Below are 20,606 nucleotides of genomic sequence, written 5' to 3' on the forward strand. Positions count from 1 at the left end.
TTTAACGGCTGCGAAGTTTCAAAATGGAAATGGAGAAGGGAGGGAATTCGCGGATGAAGCTGGCGCTCAGGCCCCGGATTTTTTGCGTGCGCGGCACGATATTGCGCGGCTGCTCGATGGAGTTGGTGTCCGTGAGGGCGTTGGCGGCCAGTTGCACCAGCTCGCCATCGGCGCGGAGGCGCGGCGCGCCGCTGATTTGGATGGCCAGCGGTTGCAGGCGGTCAGCGATATTGACGACTTTCACAAAGATTTCTCCGGTGGCGCGGCGGCGGGTGACGCTGAAAAACATCTCGCGAATGGGCTGCGGCGGCGGGGGCGCTCCGCCGCGCGGGGCGCGCGGCTGCCAGGTGCGGGTGGGGACATTTTGCGTGTCGGTCGCCAGGATTTCATCGCCGTGGATGGTGCTGAACATTTGCTGGGCGTAATAAGCGGGTGAACCGTAGCTGGTCAGCGCGTCATAACCAATCAAATCCGAGCTCCATTGCATGGAGCGGCCCTGGCCGGTGAGCTGGCTGACGTTGACAAACAACGGCGCGTAGCAATGCATCAGGACGATGTCGGAATTGCGTTCCATGCCGGTCATCCAGGCGGCGTCCCCCAGGGCGCCTGCCATGTTGGGGGTGGGGGAGCCAACCCGCGTGGCCCATTCGCCGCAATAGATTTTCGTGACGTTGGTGCGGGGATAGCGGTCGTAATCAAGCGCGTGGGCCATCATCTCCTCCAGGGAGCGGTAATAATGCTCATCCACCAAATCGGGCACGCGGCTGCGGACAATCTGGCTGGGATGCTCGTAGCCGATGGAGGAAATGACCTTGAGGTGGGGGTACTTGGCCTTGATGGCATCATAAAATTGAGCGAAACGACCGTCATAACTGCCGCTGCGGTCAAACCAGTCTTCGTTGCCAATTTCCACAAAATTCAACTTGAAGGGCTTGGGGTGGCCGTCACGTGCGCGCTGGGCGCCCCAGCGGGTGGTGGTATCGCCGATGACATACTCGATTTGCTCCAGCGCCTCCTGCACATAAGGCTCCAGGGCCGGGCCGGGTTCAATGTATTTGCGGTCGAGGGTGTAGCCCGCAAACACGCCCATGATAGGCTCCATGTTCAAATCTTCGCACCACTCCAAAAACTCCAACAGCCCAAAACCGTCGGTGGACCAATAGCCCCAGGGGCTGCGATGGCCCGGCCGCTGCTCCACCGGCCCGATGGTTTTCTTCCAATCAAACCGCTCGGCCAGATTGTTGCCCTCGAGGTAATTGCCCCCGGGAAAACGCAGGGTTTTGGGCTGCATGTCAGCCAGGAGCTGCATGATGTCCGGGCGCGTGCCATTGGGGCGGTTCTTGTAAGTGGGCGGAAAAAGCGAGACGTGCTGAAACCAAATCAGGCCGGGCTGGGTGGTGGTGATGACGAAGCGATTGTCCTTGGAGACGGGCGCTTTTTTGGTTTTCAAGAGGACCTGGTACTTCTGCCACTGGCCGGTAATCTTCGGCACCACCGCGGTGGCAAACACCTGCTTGCCGTCCTGGCTTTCGAGCGAGAGCGTGAGCGGGCCGGAAAACTGCTCGGCCCGCGCATAAAACGTGGCGCGGTAGGTGGTGTTGGGACGCACCGGGATGCCCCAAAATCCGCCATTGGCAATGCCCGCCGGAGCGGCCGCCGAGGCCCGCGAGGCGTCCACTTTCAGGCTCAGATTTAAAGCTTCATTCAGCGGCTGGGAGGGGTCCAGCGCCAGCGTGGCCTCGCCCACCGCGCTCCAATAGACCGGCTCTTTGGGGTTTGCTTTGAAGGAGCGATTGCGAATCAGCTCCGCGTAGAGGCCGCCTTCGTAGGAAAAATTAATTTCCTCGGTCATCAAGCCATACAACAGCGGGCTGACTTGGCCGGTCACCTTTCCGGCATCAATCTGGAGCACCGGCATCGGGCCGGTGGCCGCAGAGGCGCCGGGGGGAGTGGCTGGCGCGGCAGGGGCGGGCGCCGGCGCCGGCGCTGCCGCAGGCGCGGGAGTGGACGGCGCAGCCCCGGCCAGGGCCTCGGGAATGATTTCAATGGCATTGATTTCCGGGTTCTCCACCTTCGGGGTGAAGGTAATCCGCAACATGCCATTGGTGATTTCCACCGGCACCGTCTCGATGTAGGCGCGGTTGGGACCGCCGGTTTTCGCCCAAATATCAAAGTCCTTAAATTCGCGCCCTTGCACGTTGTAGGAGAAGACGCGTTGCCCCGGACCGGTGATGCCCTCAAACGTCTCGGCAAAGTGCAGTTTCACCACATACTTGCCGTTGGGCAGCGGCAGGGAAAACGATTCCATGGAATAGCGCTCCGTCAGATAAAGGCCCGGATCCTTGGTGTTGGCAATCACCGTGGCAGGGTCGCGGCCCACCGTCGCGCCGCCTTCAAATCCGCGCTCAGCCTCCCATATATTGCCGGCGGAGTCCTTGAAAGGGGTGTCCTGGCCGGCCTTGATGCGAATAATCTTGGCGCCAGCCCCCGCAGCGGGGGCGGCGGATGTGGCCGGGGCAGGCTGGCCAGCCGGCGCTGCGGCGGCAGGCGGAATGGCAATGGCCGGAGGCAGCGGCAAATCCTCAAACAACAACGGCGCCATCTGATAGAGGCTGCGCCGCCAGGATTGCCATTCGTGGCCGGTTTGGGGCGACTCATAATAGACGCTGTTGATGCCGGCTTGTTTCAACGCCTCCACGTTGGCTTTGGCAATGGCCGCGCCGTTCTCGCGGCTGCCATAACTGATAAACACCAGTTTGACTTTCTCCTTGAACTTCGCCAGGTCGGTGATGTTGGAGAGGGAGATGCTGCCGCCGCTGAACACGCCAATGTGGGAAAACTTGTCGAGGTTGGCCAGGGTGATGGCCCGGGTCTGCATGCCGCCCATCGAGAGGCCGGCCATGGCGCGGTGCGGCTGATCCGCAAGCGTGCGGAAGTTGGCGTCAATAAAGGGAATCAGGTCATCCACCAACACGCGCTCGAAGGGGCCAAAATTGAACATCCTCCCGCCAGGACCCATCAGGCCTCTACCGGGCGGCGGCGGCGCGGGTGCCGGCGGCGGATCACCGGCAGCAGTGGGCGTGGCGGCTGGCGCTGGCGCTGGTGCTGGAGCGGGCGCCGGGCCGCGTCCCGGCCCAAACGCGCCCGGCACGTAGCTGTTGGCCATGACGATGATGAAGGATCGGGCTTTGCCCGCGGCAATCAAATTGTCCATGATGCGGCCGGTAAAGCCCTGGCTGCCCCAGCCAGTTTCGTCCTCGCCCCCGCCATGCTGCAAATAGAGCACGGGGTAACGCTTGGTGACGTTCTGGTCATAATCCGGCGGGGTATAGACAAAGCAGCGCAGCGTGGCATTGGCGTTTTTCGAGTAAAACCACACCTGCCGAAGCTGCCCGTGCGGCACGTTCTTCAGCGCGTAAAAATCCTGGTCGTGCGCCGGCACCTCCACGGCGCTGCCCCAGCGGCTGCCGCCGTAAAAATAGAGGGTGCCGGGGTCGGGCACGCCAGCGCCGTCTATGACCAGTTGATAATAGTGGAAACCTTCGTCCATGGGATTGGACATGCCCGTCCAGGCGCCGTCCTCGCCCTTGGTGAGCGGGTATTTGGTGCCGCCCAGAAAGTCGAGCACCACATTCTGGGCCTGGGGGGCTACAATGCGCACGCGCACGCGGCGCTCGGAGTTGACTTGCGGATATTGTTTGCCCGGTTGATTCAAAACCGAAGGCTTCCAATCATCCGCCGGTGCATTGGTTTGCGCCTGGCCAAACTGGCCCAGGAGCAAGGCCGACAACAACAGAGTGGTGAGTTGGGTTTTCATGGTTGTGGGTGTTTTGGGTGATTTATCCTTCCGCCATCCAGCCAAAGCCTCCCCGTCGAGCCGCAGAACCGGCGATGGTTTTGCGCACACCGTCCGGTGCTTTCGCCCCGCGGCGTCACTGTTCATTTTTTGAGTGAACAGCACAGCGTGCATGGTAATCATTGCGCGTTTCCCGGCCGGGCACGGCCAGGTTCATATCCCAAAAGGGAAAGCATTTTTGCCGCGTAGCGCCGGCCCAGTTCCCGGTAACCTTCCGGGGCAAAGTGCAACCGGTCCGCGCGGGCGGCGCAGCCTTGGGCGGAGATGACGTGCGCGGTGGGAATGGTTTGGGGCAGCGTCTGGATGATTTTGTTCATGCTGGCGCAGGCCCCCTTCTGGTCGGCGGGCACCAGTTCGCCCACCAGCAAGGGCACGTCCTCAGCACGCAGTTGCAAGTCGTGCAACAGGCGCTGGTAAATGGCGTTGACCTTGCGCGGCCAATCCTTGTCGTTGGTGTTGGATTCGCCCTGATGGAGCAGGATGCCTTTAATGACGCCGTCCTGCTGCGCGCGCCGGCCCATGGCCACGAGATGGGCATAAGGGTTGCCACCGTAGCCTTTGATGATGTTCTGCATCCAAGGCGGAGCGGTGGCGGCGTAGGACTGGAAGTTGTCCGGGTCAAAAAGCTCAATTTTGCAGCCCGCCACCGAGACGTTGACCACCCCCACTTTGAGGTGGGGCGGCAGATTGGAGACCAGGGTCCGCCCAAAATAGTCCGCCGGTGAAAGGCCAGCACTGGGCCGGCAAAGAGGCGGGATGGCGGGATACCATTGGCCCTGTTTGCGCCCCAGCGTGGGAAAATCCACGGCGGCCAGGACTTGAAAACGCTCATTCACCGGCCCTTTGTCCTGCGCTTCAAGGCCGGGGAAGCCTTCCATGTTGGATTGACCGAAGCAGAGGAAAACATAGAAGTTGGTGGATTGCGCCCGGGCCGCCAAAAGGCCCACGCACAAAGTCCCCAACAGGCAGGCAAAACGCGCGAGACCGTCCTGGATGCGATTCATACGCAAGGGTGATTCATGAGGGCTAACGCGGTTCAGTCATCCGGTCGCTGATGCGGAAGTAATCAAAGTCCACGTGGCCGCCCGGTTCCTGGGTGGCGTAATTAAAGAGGGCAAAGCGATAGCCCATGAAATGCGGGAGGGTGTAGGTCATTTTCAGTTCGCTGCCGATGCGGGTCCACGTTTTACCGTCGAGGCTGTAATAAAACCAAGCCACGTCGCGGCGGTTGTTAAAATCACATTCGGCCTTGAGATGGACGGTGTTCTGCTGCAAGGGAACCCTTGCGGCCTCGGTGGGGGGGCCGTTTTGAACGCTGACCATGACCAGGTGGCGAGTCCCGCCCTCCTGCTTGACGCCCACCAAACCATAGTTGCGCTGCAACAAGGCCAGCCCCGCGCAATCGCCGTCCTTCATGCCGGAAACATCCACAGCCACGCTCCCGGAGCACTCGGGGCCGAGGGTGCGCTGAGTCAAACTGTTGCGGGCCTGGAGAAAGTCCTTGTCCACCCGGCCGGTGGTGAGCCGCAGGAAGCCCGGGCGCGCCGTGACGGACCAGAAGCGGTTGTCGGGATTGTGATTCCACTGCCACACCAGAGGCAGGGGGCGGTCACCGGGTTTGCGGTCAAACTCGTCCGAGGCCACGATGCCGGGAATGAGGCCGCGGCTGGGAGGCAGCGGCAAGGTATCGGGCACCTTGCCGTCCACGCCCAAAACAGGCCAGCCGTCCACCCATTTGACAGGCACCAAGTAGGGGATGCGCCCGACGGCGCCATAGTCGCGGAAGAGGTAGGCGTACCAATCGCCCTTGGGAGTATCAATCAGCCCGCCCTGGGCCACCCCTTTGTCCTGAAGGGCGACGCGGCCTTCCCAGGGGCCGGTGATTTTATCGGCGCGATGAATGATGACCATGCGCATGCCGCCGCGCGGCCAGATGATGTTGAAGAGGTAATACTTGCCGTTGATTTTCCAAAGTTGCGAGCCTTCCCCCGCCAGCCCGGCGGTGGCGCCCGCCACGGAGATGGCGTTGGTGATGATGACCTGATTGATGCCGTCCGGTTTGAGGCCGGTGAGGTCTTCCTTCAGCTCCACCAGGCGCAGGTTGCCCACGCCGTAAATCATATAGGTGCGGCCGTCGTCATCGAAAAACAGCGTGTGGTCGTGCAGGGAGGGACGAAACGAGATTTCCTCCCAGGGCCCTTTGTCGGGGTCGAGGGTGTGGTAGATGTGGGTGCGGCCGGAGGTGTTGGCAAAAGTGGAGGCGTAAAAGCGGCCCTTGTGGAAACGAATGCTGGGCGCCCAGGAGCCGGCGCCGTAGGCGTTGCGGCCGTTTTGCAGATTGAGGGCGTCATTGTCCGCCAGGGTGGCGTAGGCGTAACTGGCCATTTCCCAGTTGACCAAATCCCTGGATTTCATGATGGGCAGGCCAGGGCTGAGATGCATGGTGGTGCTGGCCATGTAATAGGTGTCGCCCACGCGGACCATGCACATGTCCGGCACATCAGCCCAAATGATGGGGTTGCGGGCCTGGGCAGCCGGTTCAGCGGCCGGGAGGGTGTCCGCCACAGCCAGACCGATGCCCATGGCCAGCAGCCAGGAAAAAGTGGATTTGCTCATCATAACTTGCGGTATTGCCCTTCTGAGATTACGGAGATTCTGGTTTCATCAAACGCACATCAAACACGCCGCCGGCCAGCGCGCCGGGTTTGGCGGCAAACCGGATGACCACGCGGCCATTGGTGGTCCTGGCCAGCAGCGCATCGGGAATGCGATAGCGTTTCTCAAAGAACTGGCCCGGTTGGTTGTTGTTCAGGGTTTCGGTGGCCAGGCGTTCACCGTTGGCCAGAATGTCGAAGGTGCGGCCCTGGTCGCCGCCCCAGTAGGTGACGGACAATTCAACGGCTTTCTCGCCGCGGGTGGCCAGGGAGTATTGAAACCATTCACCGTGGCGCCAACGCCGGCCGTTGTGAAGGCCGGTGGCGACGCGTTCGCCGGCAAAGTCGTGCTCCACTTCGGATTGCTGCTCGCCGACGGCCACGAAATCCAGCGTGCTGGCTTCGCGCCGGGCCTTGGCGCGCTCCTCGGCGGCCAGTTTTTCGCGCCGCGCCGCCAAAGCTTCGCGGGTGGTCAATTGCCAGTACATCTGATAGCGCTGGTCGTGCAGCCGGAAAAACGGCAGGAGGGGCAGGCCGTCGGGCGCGGGCGGCTCGACCACTTTGGTCAGGCGGAATCGCAACGGGCCGGCGGCGGTGTCAGGGATAACATGCTGGGGCAGCTCGTGGGCGGTGGTGAGGAGGACGGGGACACGGTCCAGAGGCACCAGCGGGCCGCTGGCCACGTGGCCCATGCGGCTGTCATTGGCGTATAAACCACGCAAATCATTAGTGCCCGCCGGGGAGGCCAGCACGATGGGTCCGTGCAACAAGGCCACCCAGTCTGAACCATCAGGCAGGCGCTCCACCGTGGTGCGCATGGGCAGGGCAATTTCCACCTGGTCGCCGTCGCGCCAGGAGCGGCGGAGGGCGGCATAAGAGGAAGGTTGGGAAGAAAGCGTGGTGGGCTGGCCGTTGACGCGCACGGCGAGGGCCGGGCCGGCCAGCCAGGCGGGATGCCGCACATAAAGGGTGAATTCGGCCGGCTGCTTAAGGTTCAGGGTCAGGCGGGTGCGGGGTTCGTCCGGGAAGGCAGTTTCCTGGCGGAGGGTTAGCCCCCAGGAGGGCAGATTGACTTGGGAGGCGATGAAGAGATTCACGTACAGGGCGTTGGTGGCGAGGGCATAAATGAACGTGCCGTAGCGGCCGGGGTTTTCCATGCCGGTGCCCACACAACACCAGAAGCACTGCGACGGCTGCGAATAAACGCGGTAATGCTGGGGGCGGATGGGCGTAAAATAAACGTAGCCCGGCCGCTCCGGATGAATGGAGGCCAGGATATGGTTGTATAACGCCCGCTCGTAGTAATCGGCATAGGCCGCCTCGGGGCGCAGGGCAAACAAATGCTCGGTCAGCCGGAGCATGTTGTAGGTGTTGCAGGTCTCGGGGCCTTCGCGGTGTTCAATCATGCCGCCAAAGTTGCGGGGGTCGTTGAAGTGCTCGGAAACGCTGTTGCCGCCGAAGGCAACCGTGCGTTTTTGGGTGACATCTTCCCAGAAAAACCGCGCGCCGGTTTCGGCCTGGGAGTCTCCGGTAATCATGGCCAGGCGGGCCAGGCCGGTGACTTTGGGAATCTGGGTGTTGGCATGCAGGCCGGTCAAGCGGTCTTCCTTGCGTTTCAGCGGCTCCAGGACGGCCTGATGGCAAAACCGTTGCGCCGCCTGCAGGTATTTTTTGTCGCCAGTGAGGACATACAAGTCGGCCAGCACTTCGTTCATGCCGCCGTGCTCCTGCGCCAGCATGCGCTGCATTTGGTCATCGCTGAGTTTGGCGATGAGGTCCACGCACCAATCGCCCAGGCGGGTGAGGACGACACGGGCTTGGGCGTTGCTGGCCAGCAGCCAGGCATCGCGCAGGCCGGCATAAGTTTTATGCAGGTTGTACCAGGGCACCCATTTGCGATGGATGACCTCCACGCGCCCCTCGCCAATGGCCTGCCACAGTTCGCGGCTGCCCGGCACGCCGCCCAGGTAGCCGTTGCCGGAGGCGGCCTGGCAGCGTTCCATTTCGGCCACCATGTAGGCCAGGCGTCGGCGCAATTCCCCATCCGGCGTGTCGGCGCCGGCGGCCATCATGGTGGCCAGTGCCGAGAGGTAATGCCCGGCGGTGTGGCCGTCCAGGCCACCGCTTTCCCAATTCCCGTAGGGGCGCGCGCGCGGGGGCAGGCCCGCTTCGCGCAGCATCGGCGCCAGCAAGCGGTCCGGCTCCAGTGCCAGCAGATAAGCGCGGTTGATTTGGACGGCGTTGGCAAATGGGCCGTCCAGCAGCCGCACTTGGGTCAATGGCGGCAGGGCCGCGGCAGTGGCGGGTTCTGCCGCCCGGGCCGGCAGGGCGAGGCTGGCGGCGGCCAGGGCGGCGAGGAGGCTGCAAAGGGTGTGATGGGTTATCGTCATGAGTGGTTGGTCGAGTGCCGACAAGGCCCGGAGGCTATTCGAATTTCCAATGGTCGAGATTCAGCAGCGCCTTGTCGCCGCCGGTGAATTTGAGGCACAAATCACGCACGCCCACCGCGCCTTTGACTTCGCAGGACACGGTTTTCCAAGACTGCCCGCCGCCGGTGTTTTCGACCTTGCACGTGCCCACCACCTGGCCTTCAGGGCCGTCCAGCCGCAGTTCAATCGTGCCCCCCTGCTCGCCGCTGGCCACGCGGGCGGTGAACTTTTTCGCCCCGTTGGCGCCAAAATCCACGCCCACGACGCGTACCCAGTCGCCGTGATGCAGGTCGGCGAGGCACATGCCACCCTCGCTGCAAGGCTCGGTTTCGACGCCGCTTTGGGCATGGAAGGTTTCGCCCTCCACGCGGGCATAGGGATTCACGCGGCCGATTTGCTGCACGCCGTTGGTGGTATAGACGACTTTTTTGATGGAGCCGTCCTCGTTGAAGCCAAATTCTTCGATGGCCAGGTTGCGGCGGAAGCCGGTGGGGATGCCGGCCTGGCGGGCGACGATGCGATTATGATAGACGTGGTACCAGCGGCCTTTGAATTCAAACTGGGCGGCATGGTTGTTGTTGTTATTGATGGGCGGCTGGTCGGCCACGACACCGCGATAGGTGTAACCGTTGATGGGATGATTGCTGGTCATGTAATCAATCCGCATCTGCGCGCGCGGGGTGGTGGAATAGGTGAAATAATAGACGCCATTGCGTTTGAAGACCCAGGCGGCTTCAAAAAAGTTGGTGGCGTTCATTTTGATGATTTCGCCGTCAATGGTAATCATGTCCGGTTTGAGTTTGGCCACGCGCACGTTGTCATCCCCGTTGCCCCCAAAGTAGAGGTAGGCCTGGCCGTCGTCGTCAATGAAGGCGCCGGGGTCGAAGAGCCACATGTTGCGGGCGGGCTGGACGCCGGGGGTGCCGTGGGTAATCAGGGGTTTGCCCAAGGGGTCTTTGAACGGCCCAATGGGCGTCTCCCCCACCGCCACGCCGATGTTGGCCCCGCCGTTGCCGAAGTAGAGGAAGAACTTGCCGTCGCGTTCGATGGCGGCTGGCGCCCAGGTGCGTTTGGCCCAGGTGGTGCTGTCACTGGCGCGGAAAACGGAGCCGTGGTCGGTCCAGTTTTTCATGTCACTGCTGGAAACGCAAATGACGTTGGGGATGTTGTAGCTGCCCTGCACGGGGCTTTCGTCATCATTCGAGCAGTAGATATACACTCGGTCTTTGGTCACCAGCGAGCTGGGGTCGGCCAGGTAGCGGTGCGACACAATCGGGTAATCGGCCCGGGACGACAACGCCGGCGCCAAGGCAAGCAACACGCCGGCGGTGAGTGCGAAGGAGTGGCGAGGGGACTTCATGGATTTGAGCGGTTGGGGAATCATCCGTGGGATTTTCAATCAGGGCTGTTTGGGCTTTGTTTCGGTTGGTTGGTGGCGAGGGAGCGGGCGGGCGCTCCCCGCCACCTGGAGCTGCGTGGTGAAACACGCCTCACTTGAAGATGCGCTGCATGAAGTGCCAGAGGCTGTTGCGCCAGTGGGTGGCGTCGTGGCCGTTGCCGTCCACATGCCAGATGTGGGGGACTTCCTTTTCCTTGAGGTATTGGTGGACGCCCTGGCTGATGCGAATGAGACCATCCTTGTTGCCGCAGGTGATGAGCAACAATTTAAGCTGCTGTTTGGCCGCCGCCGGGTCCGGCACCAATTCGGCGGGGCGCTTGGTGTTGGGCGCGGCCGAGAAGGCGCCAATCCACGCGAATTTGTCCAGATTGGCGAGGCCGAAATTGAAGGTCTGCCCGCCGCCCATGCTCAGGCCGGCCAGCGCCCGGTGCTCGCGGTCGGCTTGCACCGAATAGCGCGATTCAATGGTGGGGATGATGTCATTGAACAAGTCCTTGTCGAATGCCGCAAAGGCGGGGGCGGTAGCCATGGGGTTGGAGCCGGGGCGGTCGTCCTTCTGGGCGCGGCCGTTGGGCATGACGATAATCATGGGCACGGCCTTGCCGTCGGCCAGGAGGTTTTCCAGCAAAATATTGGGCTTGGCAAAGCGCTGCCATTCCGTTTCATCCCCGCCAATGCCGTGGAGGAGATAGAGCACGGGGTATTTTTTGTCCTTGGTGTAGCCGGGCGGCGTGTACACCTGCATCTTGCGGGTGGTGCCCACCGATTTCGATTCGTATTCAATCATCTCCAGCTTGCCTTGGGGCACGCCCTCACGGCGCTGGTCAATGCCCGGCGGCGGCTCGAGGAAGGCCGGTTTGTCATCGGGATTCAAGGTGATGGGGCCGCCAAAGCCGCCCCCGCCGCGGGGTGGCGCAGGAGGGTTGTTCCCCTCGGCGGCATAGGCGGCTGTGGCCCACCCGACAAGCAATCCACACATCAATGCCAGACTGGTTTTTTTCATAGTGAGTTTTTTTACGGGGTTGTCTCTGGTTCAATTATTGGCCGTTCCAACGGTACGTTTCACCGCGTGGCAAAGTGATTTCACGAGCGGCAGTGCCGTACAGCAGGCGGGCCTTGCCGCCGTTGAGGGAGCGGACGGTGGTTTCCAGCAAACGGCCGTCGCGCCAGGTGACATCCACCTCAAAACCACCACGCGCCCGCAAGCCGGTGACGCGGCCCGTGGGCCAGGCTTTGGGCAGGGCGGGCAACAGTTCAATTTCCGGCACGGGAGCGGGGTTCAAAGCCTCCTGGACGGTGCCCATGCGGCTTTGCATGAGCATTTCCGCAATGCCGGCCGCGCCGCCAAAGTTGCCGTCAATCTGGAAGGGCGGGTGGGCGTCGAACATGTTGGGGTAAGTCAGGTCGGGGCTGAGGAGGTGCTGCAAAATCTGGTAGGCATGGTCGCCGTCGCCCAGATGCGTCCAGAGGCAGATGCGCCAGGCGGTGGCCCAGCCAGTGGCCTTGTCGCCGCGCAATTCCAGGGATTTCTTGACAGCGGCCGCCAGCTCGGGGGTGTCGCGGCGGTGGATGTCCCGCCCCGGATACAAGCCATAAAGATGGGAGACGTGGCGATGGCGGCGCTCGGGCGCCTTCAAATCCCAGTCTTCCAGCCATTCCTGCAACTGGCCGGCGCTGCCAATCTGGTTGGGGGCGAGCCGGGCGCGCGTGGCGGCGAGTTTTTGGCGGAAATCAGCATCCACGCCCAACAAAGCGGCGGCCTTGATGGTATTGGCAAACAGGTCGCGCAAAATCTGCATGTCCATGGTTGGCCCGGCGCAGATGGAAGTGCCAAAGGGATGCCCGTTTTCCGGGGAGAGGGAGGGATTGGTGACGAGCCACTTTTTATCCGGGGTTTCCTGGAGGGTATCGAGGAAGAATTCCGAGGCGCCTTTCAGGACGGGGTAGATGCGCCGCAGGAGAGTGGTATCGCCGCTGTACTCATAGCGGTCCCACAGGTGCAGGCAGAGCCAGGCGCCGCCGCAGGGCCACATGCCCCACTGGGGGCCGTCAATGGGGGCGGAAGCGCGCCAGATATCGGTGTTGTGATGCACCACCCAGCCGCGCGCGCCGTACATTTTCTGCGCCGTGCGCCCGCCGGTGATGGTGAGTTCCTCCACCATGGCCAGCAGGGGTTCCACACACTCGGCCAGGTTGCCCGGCTCGGCCGGCCAGTAATTCATCTCGGTGTTGATGTTGATGGTGTATTTGCTGTCCCAGGGCGGGGTCATGCTTTCATTCCAGAGGCCCTGGAGGGTGGCTGGCTGGCCGCCGGGCCGCGAGCAACTGAGGAGCAGGTAACGGCCAAATTGGTAATACAACGCGGCCAAATGCGGGTCGTTGCCCTGGCCAAAACGCCGGATGCGTTCATCGGTGGGCAATTTCATGGCCTCCGACTGTCCCAAGTCCAGCGTCACGCGGCGGAAACGCGGCTGGTAATCCGCCAGGTGAGCGGCCCGCAACTGAGCCAGGGATTTTTTCGCCGCCGCGTCGAGGGTGGCTTTGACCAGCGCCTCCGGGTCACCGCTGACATCGTCAAAGCGCTTGTAACTGGTGGCGGCGGTGATGAGGAGGGTGACGGCGGTGGCGTTGGTGACCGTCACCGCCCCGCCCTCGGCCTTCATCTCGCCGCCCTCGGGGAGCAATTTGACGCGGGCCTGGTATCGGATTTGTCCTTTGATGCCCTGGGCGGTGCCCCCCATGCCGCGCATGACGAGGGTATCCTTGCCTTCGGTTTCCACAGTGGCCGCCATGGGGGTGCGCATGGAGGCGGTGAAGGCCAGTTTGCCCGGCGGGTCGGCGGTCAGGCGCAAGACAATGACATTATCTAGCGCGCTGGCAAAAACCTCGCGTTGATGGCGCACACCGTCGGCGGTGTAGGTCACGGTGGCCATGGCGGTGTCCAAATCCAAGGTTCGGCGATAGTTTTCGGCGTTGGTGCTGCCGGCAAAGGCGAGCCGCAAATCGCCCACGGTTTGATAGGGCATTTGGCGGAGGGGTTTGGCCATGATTTTGGCGCCAATGAGTTTGGCCGCCTCGCGGTATTTGCCTTCGTTGACGAGCTGGCGGGCTTCGGGGAGGGCTTCGCGGGCCTCTGGATTGACGGGGTCATAAGGGCCGCCAGCCCAAAGCGTGCCCTCATTAAGCTGGAGGCGCTCCTGCCCTACACCACCAAAAACCATGGCGCTGATTTTTCCGTTGCCGATGGCCAGGGCTTCGACCCAGCGAGCGGCGGGTTTGTCATACCAAAGTTGGAGGGAATTGCCGGCACCTGCGGCGAATGAGGCGGCGCGCGCCAAGGTAAGGGCCAGCACCAGCGCCGTGGTGAACCATTGGTGGTCAATCATAATGTTGATAAGACATTCAACCTGCGATTATATTGGTGTCAGACGGAAGGTTAATGGATCAGGTTACGAAAAGCACATTAACATTGGAGCCGCCGATGTCGCATTTTTGGATGACAAGGGTGGCGCAAGAGAAATAAGGCCCGCCCGCCACGGGCGGCTCTCTTGGCACCAAGCAGCTCATGCAAAACCAAGCTTTTTCCGAGACTGAAGTACGCCAGCAGGTGCGCACTCATTACGCCGCCATTGCCTTGCAGGCTGAAAAAGGCTGCGGGTGTGGTTGCGGCACCCGGCCAGAAACCCTGGGCTACGCTGCGGAAGACATTGCGCTGGCTCCCCCGGGGGCGGAGATGGGTCTGGGCTGCGGCAATCCCACGGCGCTGGCGGCCATTCAAGCCGGCCAAACGGTGCTGGATTTGGGCAGCGGCGGCGGCTTTGACTGTTTCATCGTGGCCCGCAAAACCGGGCCGACCGGGCGGGTCATTGGGGTGGACATGACGCCGGAAATGGTGGCCAAAGCGCGGGCCAACACCGCCAAGAGTGGCGCCTCGAATGTGGAATTCCGGCTGGGTGAAATTGAGCATCTGCCGGTGGCCGATGCCTCCGTGGACTGGGTCATTTCCAATTGCGTGGTCGACCTGTCCCCCAATAAAGCGCAGGTGCTGGCCGAGGCCTTCCGGGTGTTGCGCCCGGGGGGGCGTCTGGCGATTTCCGACATTGTGGCCTTGCAACCCATCCCGGAGGCGGTGAAGGCCGACTTTGCCGCCTACGCTGGCTGTGTGGCAGGGGCCGCCAGCGTGGCCGAATGGCAAACGATGCTGCAGCGGGCGGGTTTCAACGAGGTTCAGATTGAGATAAAGGAGGGAAGTCGCGCTTTTATTGAGAGCTGGAGGCAAGGCGCAGGAGAATATGTGGCGTCCGCCAACATCACGGCGCGAAAGCCAGTTGCGTAATCTGAAGTAACAGTTATAGTTTGGCCGTTAAGTCATGTAAATTGCTCTGGTGGAGGTGGTGTCTCCACTGGGGGAGTGGGTGAGGGCGCGGCCCGGGAAGGCCGGTCCGGCAGGTAACACGCAAAACCAAGCTGAGTTATGGCATTTACAGGTACTGTCAGCGCCGTCTTGCAACAGAAAAAGCATTCGGCTGTTTATTCCATTGGCCCGGAGCAAACCGTCTTTGAGGCTATTGGCAAGATGGCGGAGTACAATGTGGGCGCCCTGGTGGTGGTGGAAAATGGACGCCTCATGGGGATGATTTCCGAGCGCGACTACACGCGCAAAGTGGCGTTGCAGGGGAAAAGTTCCAAGGAGACCAAAGTGCGGGAAATCCTGACGTTTCCGGTGATTACCGTGACCCCGGCCACCACTGTGGAGGAATGCCTGCGGCTTATGACCCAGCATCGCATCCGCCATTTGCCGGTGCTCGAAAATGAGCAACTCGTGGGGGTGTTGTCCATTGGGGATTTGGTGAACTGGATTATCACCACGCAGAGTCAGGTCATCGAGCAACTGACGCATTATATTTCCGGCAGTTATTAAACGGCCGGGGGGGCGCCGGCGAGCCCTGCCCAAGCCTCAAAACACCCAACCTGCCGGTGGCGTGTGTTTTGTGCGCCTAGGGTTGGGGGTTGATGACCACCACCACCATGCGCTCCGGGCAAAGGTACTTTTCCGCGGCGGCGCGGACTTGTTCGAGGGTCACACCCTGAATGCGGGCGTCTTCCTGTTCAAAATAATGGCAACCCAGCCCGTAAAGTTCGTCCAGGGCCACCGCCATGGCCTGATGCCCCAAATCCTGCCGGGCAATTTTGCGCTGGCCGAGGAGTTTGGCTTTGGCGCGTTGCAGCTCCTCTTCGGCAAGGCCCTCACGCCGAAGGAGGGTCGCTTCGGCCAGCATTTCCGCCTCACACAGGGCGGCCTGGCCTGGCTCCGTGCCGGCGTAGAAGGCAAAGAAGCCGGGGGTCAGGCCGAGGAAGTTTTGGGCGCCCACATAATAGGCGAGGCCGAGCTGGTCCCGGATGCGCATGAAGAGGCGGCTGCCGAGGTCGCTGCAGGCTTCCTGCAAGAGTTCGAGAGCGTGGCGGTCGGGGTCAAAAAGCGTGACGCCCGGGAAACCGATGATGACCAGGGCCTGTTTTTTCTCCAGAGTCTCCGTGTGACGCACCACTTTGGTCAGGGCGGGAGGCTGGGGCAGTGGTGGCAGCGCAAGGCGCCCGCGCCAGCGGCCCAGCATTTTCTCGATTGCCTTGAGGGCCGGGCCGGTTTGGACGTCGCCGAAAATGGCCAGCACACAGTTGCTGGGGACCACAAGCTGCCGATGCATTTGCTGTAAATCGGCCAGGGAGAGTTTTTGCACGGAAGCCGTCTCCCCCAGGGAATCCAAGCCGTAACCGGCCGGGCCAAACAGGACGCGCCGCATCAGGCGGGCGGCGTAGGGAAGAATCTGGTCGCGCTGGTTTTCGAGCGAGGCAAGCTGGACCTGGCGTTCCCGTTCCAGGGCCTCGGCGGGGAAAACGGGATGGAGGAGGGCATCGGCGAGGAGGTCCAGGCCGCGGGTGAAATCCGCCTGCAAAACCTCCACGTTCAGGCCGAAAGACTGGTTGCCGCCGTAGGTATCCATGCTGCCGCCCAGGGATTCGATTTCGCGGGCAAGGCGCTCGGCGGAGCGTTTGCGGGTGCCCTTGAGGAGAAGGCGGGTCATGAGGGTGGTGAGCCCGCTGGTGTCCAGGGTCTCGGCGAGCACACCGCCGCGCAGGACGGCGCGAAACTCGACAAAGGGCAGGCGATGGTCTTCCTTGAGGAGGACGCGCAGGCCGTTGGGGAGGGTGAATTTCTCGATGCTGGCGCTGCGCGCGACGGTGATGGAGGGCGCGGCCAGGTGATTGGGCCGCGGGGGCGTGAGGGCGTAGCAAGTGCGGTTTTCCTCGGTCAAGTACTGGCGGGCCACGCGCTGCAAATCGGCGGCCGTGGTTTTCTTGACGGCCTGCAGGTAACGGGTGGAGAAGTCCAAATCGCCCGCGGCGAGCCAACTGGCGCCGAGGTCCTGGGCCTGGCCAGCCATGGTTTTGCGGGTGGCCAGCGTGGCCGAGGTGAATTGTTTGATGGCCTTTTGCAATTCCGCCGGTTTGATGGGGTGGGATTTCAGTTTTTCGATTTCGTCCAGCATGGCCGCGCGAGCCGCTTCCAGTTTGTTGGCGTCCATGACGGCGCTCATGCCGAACAGGCCGGGGTTGCCGGGGCTGTAAGTCCAGGCCTCAATGGAATTGACCAGGCCGAGACGCTCGCGCACAGTCTGGTACAGGCGGGAGCTGCGGCCACTGCCGAGGATGGTGGCCAGGACGTCCAGCGCAGGCACATCCGGATGCCGCAGGTCCGGAATATGCCAGCTAAAATGCACGTGGGCCAGGGCGATGGGGGCTTCCTCGATGACCTCGCGGGCGGCCAGTTGGCGGGGTTCCTCCGGCAATACCATGGGCGGCAGGGGCCGGGCCTTGGCGTGAGCAAAGTTCTGGCGGATGCGCTGCTCGACGGCGGCGGCGTCCACGTCGCCCACGACGACGAAAAAGAGGTTGTTGGGGGCGTATTTCTCGCGGTAATAGGCGAGCACGTCCTCGCGTTTCAATTCGTTGAAAATATCGGGGTAACCGATGACGGTGAAACGGTAGGGGCTGCGGGTATAAGCGGTTTCAAAGAGGCGGCGGGCGGAGCGCTGGCCGGGGTCGTCATGGGTCATGTCCATTTCGCGGCGGATGACCTCCATTTCCCGGGCCATTTCCTCCTCCGGCAGGGAGGCGTTTTGCATGATGTCGCACAGGATGTCCAAGGCGACCTGGACGCCTGTATTGGGCACATCAATGTAGTACACCGTGCGGTCAAAGCTGGTGTAGGCGTTGATGTAACCGCCGGCGCTCTGGACTTCCCGGTCAATTTGGGCGCCCGGGCGGGTGGTGGTGCCCTTGAACAGCATGTGTTCGAGGACATGCGAAAGGCCGGCGCCCAGCCAGCGGCCCTCGTGAATGCTGCCGGCCTTGCACCAGGCCTGCACCGAGGCCACCGGCGCGCTGTGGTCTTCGCGCACGATGATTTGCAGGCCGTGGTCCAAGGTGATGACCCGCGCCGCAGGCCCGGAAGCCACACGCCGCTGCCGCGGGGCAAGATTCTGGTGGGCGGCAGACTGCATCAGCCAACCTTGGGCTCCCGCGGGGGGGAAAGTTTGGAGGAAGGCAGAAAGGGCTGGCGGAAGGCGGTGTCGAAATCGTAGCCGCCCTGAAAATCCGCCCGGCTGTCTTCCTTGGTTTTGCTGAGCAGCCCCTGCTCGACCATGTTAAAAACAATCTCGCCAAAGTCTTCGCAGCGATGGATGCCCCACTCCTCAAAGACGGTGATGGTCATGGGGCCAAATTGCTTGAGGGCCAGGTCGCGGATGCCGTCCAGGAGTTGTTGGCCGGTCACGTGCCGGGTGTCGCTGCGGCCGCGGCCGCGGCTTTTCAACATTTTTTGGGTATGTTCGAGTGCCTCGCGCACAAAGTGGTAAGCTTCCCGGTCATAGCGCGGGTCGCGCTCCAGGATTTTCTCCAGTTCCTCGTCAAAATTAACTTTATGCATAGTTCACGGCTGCAGGGCCCTGGCGGGCGGCGGACTTGGGGGCCGGTTGTTTGCACGGTACCATTTCACTCCCAAACCCAACGCCAGCAGCAGTCCCATCACGGCCAGCGTCCTGAGCTGTTCCCGTGTTAATAAATTCACCTTCTTCTCAGTGTGCCATATTTCACGCGGTTTTCACGCAAATTTTATTCACAAGGGATGGACAGACTTGAGGTGAAGCCCCGAATCAAGCCTTTTTCGGGAGCCATTTCTGCAGGAATTGGCGGGCTTCGGGCGCGCCCAGGGTCCACAAGACCAGCCCGCCCGCCACCAGTCCCGCACCGCCGGCCAGGCCGCCCACCAGAGCATGGCTATACGATGTTTTCCACGTTGCCAGGGCGTCCACGCTCCACAGCAGGCTGCGCACGCCGAAGGCCATTCCCCCGGCCGTGGCCGCCGCCAGCAGGGCCTGCCAAAGACCCTGGCCTAAAGGAGTCCAAGGGGTCTGGGAGCCATGGCGGCGCACCCAAAGCCAGGAAAGAACGGTCAATTGAACCAAGGCGCCCAGGGAGCCGGCCAGGGCAATCCCCGGCGCGCCCCAGAGGCGGCTGAACCAGGCGTATAACGGCAGCGAAGCCAAGGCCACCGCGGTGCAGGCCACCATGGGCAGCCAGGTGTTTTGGAGGGCGTAAAAACAGCGGGTGACAATGGTCATGGCGGCAAAGGCAAAGGCGCCGGCCAGGTACCATTGCAGCACGGGGGCGGTTTGGGCGGCGCTTTGCGCGGTGAAGCGTCCGCGTTGAAACACCACGGTGACCACTTCCGGCGCCAGGGCCATTAACACCACCGACACCGGCAAAACCAGCAGCAACAGCCGTCGCAACACGCCAGCGGCCACCTGGTTCAATTCCCCCAGCCGCCCGCTGACGGCCAGGCGGGTGAGAAAGGGAAAAGAGGCAATGCCCACCGCCTGGCCGAACAATCCCACCAGCGCCCACATGATGCGCAGCGCATAGTTCAGGCTGGCCAGGGCGCCTTCACCCAGCGGCGCGCCGAAAATGCGGAAGGCCATTTCATTGGAGAATTGCATGCCCAGGCCGAGCACCAGCGGCAGGCTGAGCCACACGTAGCGGCGCAGGCCGGCATCGCGGAAGTCCAGCACCCAGGTCAGGGGAGGGCGCAAACGGCGCAGGCCGAGGGTCTGCACCAGGGCATTGCCCGCCAGGGCCCCCACCAGCACGCCCCAGGCGAATCCCTCGACGCCGAGCCAGCGCCCCAAAAAGAGTCCGCCCAGGATGATGCCGCCGTTGTAGAGGAGCGGGGCAAGCGCGGGCAGCAAGAATTGCTGGTGCGCAAATTGTACAGCCAACAGGAGCGCGCCCCAATAGAAGAAAATTTGCGCGGGCAGAATGATGCGGGTCAGGCGCGTGACTTGCGCCGGGGAAGCGCCGCCAATGCGGTCGCCCAGGAGGGCGACCAGTTGGGGGGTGAAAATCCATGCGGCAGCCACCAGCAGGGCCATGACGAGGGTGCCGGCACACAGGAGGTTGTTGAAAAGCCGCCAGGCGCCGGGGGCATCGCCTTGTTGGAGGCGCTCCTGAAACAGCGGGATAAAGGTGATGGACATGAAGCCCCCGGCCAGGAGGTGGTTGAGAAATTCCGGCAACAGGAAGGCGGCCACGTAGGCGTCCATTTCCGCGCTGGTGCCGCCCATGCCGGCGAGCACCATTTCGCGGACGATGCCGAGCACACGGCTGAGCAACACCGACCCCATCATGATGAGGGAGGCGGCGGAGATCGAACGCACCATCTGCCCGTGAGACGATGTCATGGATTCGTCCTGTGCGGCGGTCATCATGCCAGAGGGCGCGTCCGTAGGCCATGATTATTCAACGACGGGAAGCCGGACGCCCGGCCCTAGGAAAACGGCGCGTCAGCCCTGGGGCCGGGTTGCGGTGACGTGGAAGTATGCCATTATTGCTAATGTCTAACATGAGTAATGCTGCCATGAAGACACTCCGAGGCAAAAACGGTTGGCGCGCGGCCGCAGGGTTGCTGCTGGCCGGCGCACTGGCCTGGTGGCTTGCCGCCGGAGCGCATCGGGGATGGACCATGACCAGCGTGCCCAAGCGGGTACTGGACGAAGTGACCGGCATTGAGGCGGTGGTTTATGAGCAACGCCTGGTGCCGGGGGTGGATGTGCTGGCGGCGGCAGTGGGGGTGGCATTGCTGATGGTGGGGGTTTCCTTTCTGGAGCGGAAGTCCCGGGTGACCCCGGTTAAAACGTAAATCCCGCCGTCAA

Annotated in this window: 13 protein-coding genes; 3 read left to right on the forward strand and 10 right to left on the reverse strand. The window is 62.4% G+C overall.

What is annotated here, in order from left to right; genetic code table 11:
* Window position 1: 1 nt before the first annotated feature.
* The 7 genes from NXS98_RS10020 to NXS98_RS10050 all read right to left on the reverse strand — a co-directional run bounded on the left by NXS98_RS10020 (window position 2) and on the right by NXS98_RS10050 (window position 13,724).
* Window positions 2–3,817, reverse strand: coding sequence for an alpha-L-arabinofuranosidase family protein (locus NXS98_RS10020; RefSeq protein ID WP_283844826.1), 3,816 nt, complete (start codon window positions 3,815–3,817; stop codon window positions 2–4).
* A 158-nt stretch (window positions 3,818–3,975) separates the two neighbouring features.
* Window positions 3,976–4,860 carry a sialate O-acetylesterase gene (locus NXS98_RS10025; protein WP_283844827.1) on the reverse strand — a complete coding sequence of 295 codons (885 nt, stop codon included), beginning with the start codon at window positions 4,858–4,860 and terminating at the stop codon, window positions 3,976–3,978.
* A gap of 22 nt (window positions 4,861–4,882) precedes the next feature.
* A complete protein-coding gene (locus NXS98_RS10030) occupies window positions 4,883–6,439 on the reverse strand; it encodes a glycoside hydrolase family 43 protein (RefSeq protein ID WP_283848155.1) in 1,557 nt (518 codons plus the stop codon).
* 61 nt (window positions 6,440–6,500) lie between these two features.
* Window positions 6,501–8,924, reverse strand: coding sequence for a glycoside hydrolase family 127 protein (locus tag NXS98_RS10035; RefSeq protein ID WP_283844828.1), 2,424 nt, complete (start codon window positions 8,922–8,924; stop codon window positions 6,501–6,503).
* Between the two features lie 10 nt (window positions 8,925–8,934).
* Complete coding sequence (locus NXS98_RS10040) at window positions 8,935–10,299, reverse strand: glycoside hydrolase family 43 protein (RefSeq protein WP_283844829.1); 1,365 nt, start codon at window positions 10,297–10,299, stop codon at window positions 8,935–8,937.
* 130 nt (window positions 10,300–10,429) lie between these two features.
* Window positions 10,430–11,341, reverse strand: a complete 912-nt coding sequence (locus NXS98_RS10045; RefSeq protein WP_283844830.1) for an alpha/beta hydrolase — start codon at window positions 11,339–11,341, stop codon at window positions 10,430–10,432.
* Window positions 11,342–11,375: 34 nt separating this feature from the next.
* Window positions 11,376–13,724 (reverse strand): glycoside hydrolase family 95 protein, encoded by a 2,349-nt coding sequence (locus tag NXS98_RS10050; RefSeq protein ID WP_283844831.1) that lies wholly within the window; start codon window positions 13,722–13,724, stop codon window positions 11,376–11,378.
* A gap of 179 nt (window positions 13,725–13,903) precedes the next feature.
* On the opposite strand from NXS98_RS10050, the gene arsM reads away from it, so the two are divergent.
* Together arsM and NXS98_RS10060 are read left to right on the forward strand one after the other, a co-directional pair.
* The gene (gene arsM, locus NXS98_RS10055; protein ID WP_283844832.1) at window positions 13,904–14,674 is read left to right on the forward strand and encodes an arsenite methyltransferase; all 771 of its coding nucleotides are present in this window, start codon (window positions 13,904–13,906) and stop codon (window positions 14,672–14,674) included.
* Window positions 14,675–14,812: 138 nt separating this feature from the next.
* Window positions 14,813–15,259 (forward strand): CBS domain-containing protein, encoded by a 447-nt coding sequence (locus tag NXS98_RS10060; RefSeq protein WP_283844833.1) that lies wholly within the window; start codon window positions 14,813–14,815, stop codon window positions 15,257–15,259.
* 76 nt (window positions 15,260–15,335) lie between these two features.
* On the opposite strand, the gene NXS98_RS10065 is transcribed toward NXS98_RS10060, so the two are convergent.
* The 3 genes from NXS98_RS10065 to murJ all read right to left on the reverse strand — a co-directional run bounded on the left by NXS98_RS10065 (window position 15,336) and on the right by murJ (window position 20,135).
* A complete protein-coding gene (locus NXS98_RS10065; protein ID WP_283844834.1) occupies window positions 15,336–17,900 on the reverse strand; it encodes a M16 family metallopeptidase in 2,565 nt (854 codons plus the stop codon).
* On the reverse strand, window positions 17,900–18,325 hold the full coding sequence (locus NXS98_RS10070) for a Minf_1886 family protein (protein ID WP_283844835.1): 426 nt from the start codon (window positions 18,323–18,325) through the stop codon (window positions 17,900–17,902). Before NXS98_RS10070 ends, NXS98_RS10065 begins: the two co-directional genes overlap by 1 nt.
* A 226-nt stretch (window positions 18,326–18,551) precedes the next feature.
* Window positions 18,552–20,135 carry a murein biosynthesis integral membrane protein MurJ gene (murJ, locus tag NXS98_RS10075; RefSeq protein ID WP_283844836.1) on the reverse strand — a complete coding sequence of 528 codons (1,584 nt, stop codon included), beginning with the start codon at window positions 20,133–20,135 and terminating at the stop codon, window positions 18,552–18,554.
* A gap of 176 nt (window positions 20,136–20,311) precedes the next feature.
* Here murJ and NXS98_RS10080 point away from each other — a divergent pair, with 176 nt between their 5' ends.
* Entirely contained in the window at window positions 20,312–20,593 is a 282-nt protein-coding gene (locus tag NXS98_RS10080; RefSeq protein WP_283844837.1) for a hypothetical protein, read from the forward strand.
* Window positions 20,594–20,606: the final 13 nt, after the last annotated feature.

It is taken from the genome of Fontisphaera persica, from assembly GCF_024832785.1.
Taxonomy (GTDB): domain Bacteria; phylum Verrucomicrobiota; class Verrucomicrobiia; order Limisphaerales; family Fontisphaeraceae; genus Fontisphaera; species Fontisphaera persica.

Coding starts and splice junctions, on each gene's coding strand:
- arsM (WP_283844832.1), top strand. CDS start 13,904: ATGCAAAACCAAGCTTTTTCCGAGACTGAAGTACGCCAGCAGGTGCGC.
- NXS98_RS10065 (WP_283844834.1), bottom strand. CDS start 17,900: ATGCAGTCTGCCGCCCACCAGAATCTTGCCCCGCGGCAGCGGCGTGTG.
- NXS98_RS10020 (WP_283844826.1), bottom strand. CDS start 3,817: ATGAAAACCCAACTCACCACTCTGTTGTTGTCGGCCTTGCTCCTGGGC.
- NXS98_RS10040 (WP_283844829.1), bottom strand. CDS start 10,299: ATGAAGTCCCCTCGCCACTCCTTCGCACTCACCGCCGGCGTGTTGCTT.
- NXS98_RS10045 (WP_283844830.1), bottom strand. CDS start 11,341: ATGAAAAAAACCAGTCTGGCATTGATGTGTGGATTGCTTGTCGGGTGG.
- NXS98_RS10060 (WP_283844833.1), top strand. CDS start 14,813: ATGGCATTTACAGGTACTGTCAGCGCCGTCTTGCAACAGAAAAAGCAT.
- NXS98_RS10025 (WP_283844827.1), bottom strand. CDS start 4,860: ATGAATCGCATCCAGGACGGTCTCGCGCGTTTTGCCTGCCTGTTGGGG.
- NXS98_RS10050 (WP_283844831.1), bottom strand. CDS start 13,724: ATGATTGACCACCAATGGTTCACCACGGCGCTGGTGCTGGCCCTTACC.
- NXS98_RS10030 (WP_283848155.1), bottom strand. CDS start 6,439: ATGGGCATCGGTCTGGCTGTGGCGGACACCCTCCCGGCCGCTGAACCG.
- murJ (WP_283844836.1), bottom strand. CDS start 20,135: ATGACATCGTCTCACGGGCAGATGGTGCGTTCGATCTCCGCCGCCTCC.
- NXS98_RS10080 (WP_283844837.1), top strand. CDS start 20,312: ATGAAGACACTCCGAGGCAAAAACGGTTGGCGCGCGGCCGCAGGGTTG.
- NXS98_RS10070 (WP_283844835.1), bottom strand. CDS start 18,325: ATGCATAAAGTTAATTTTGACGAGGAACTGGAGAAAATCCTGGAGCGC.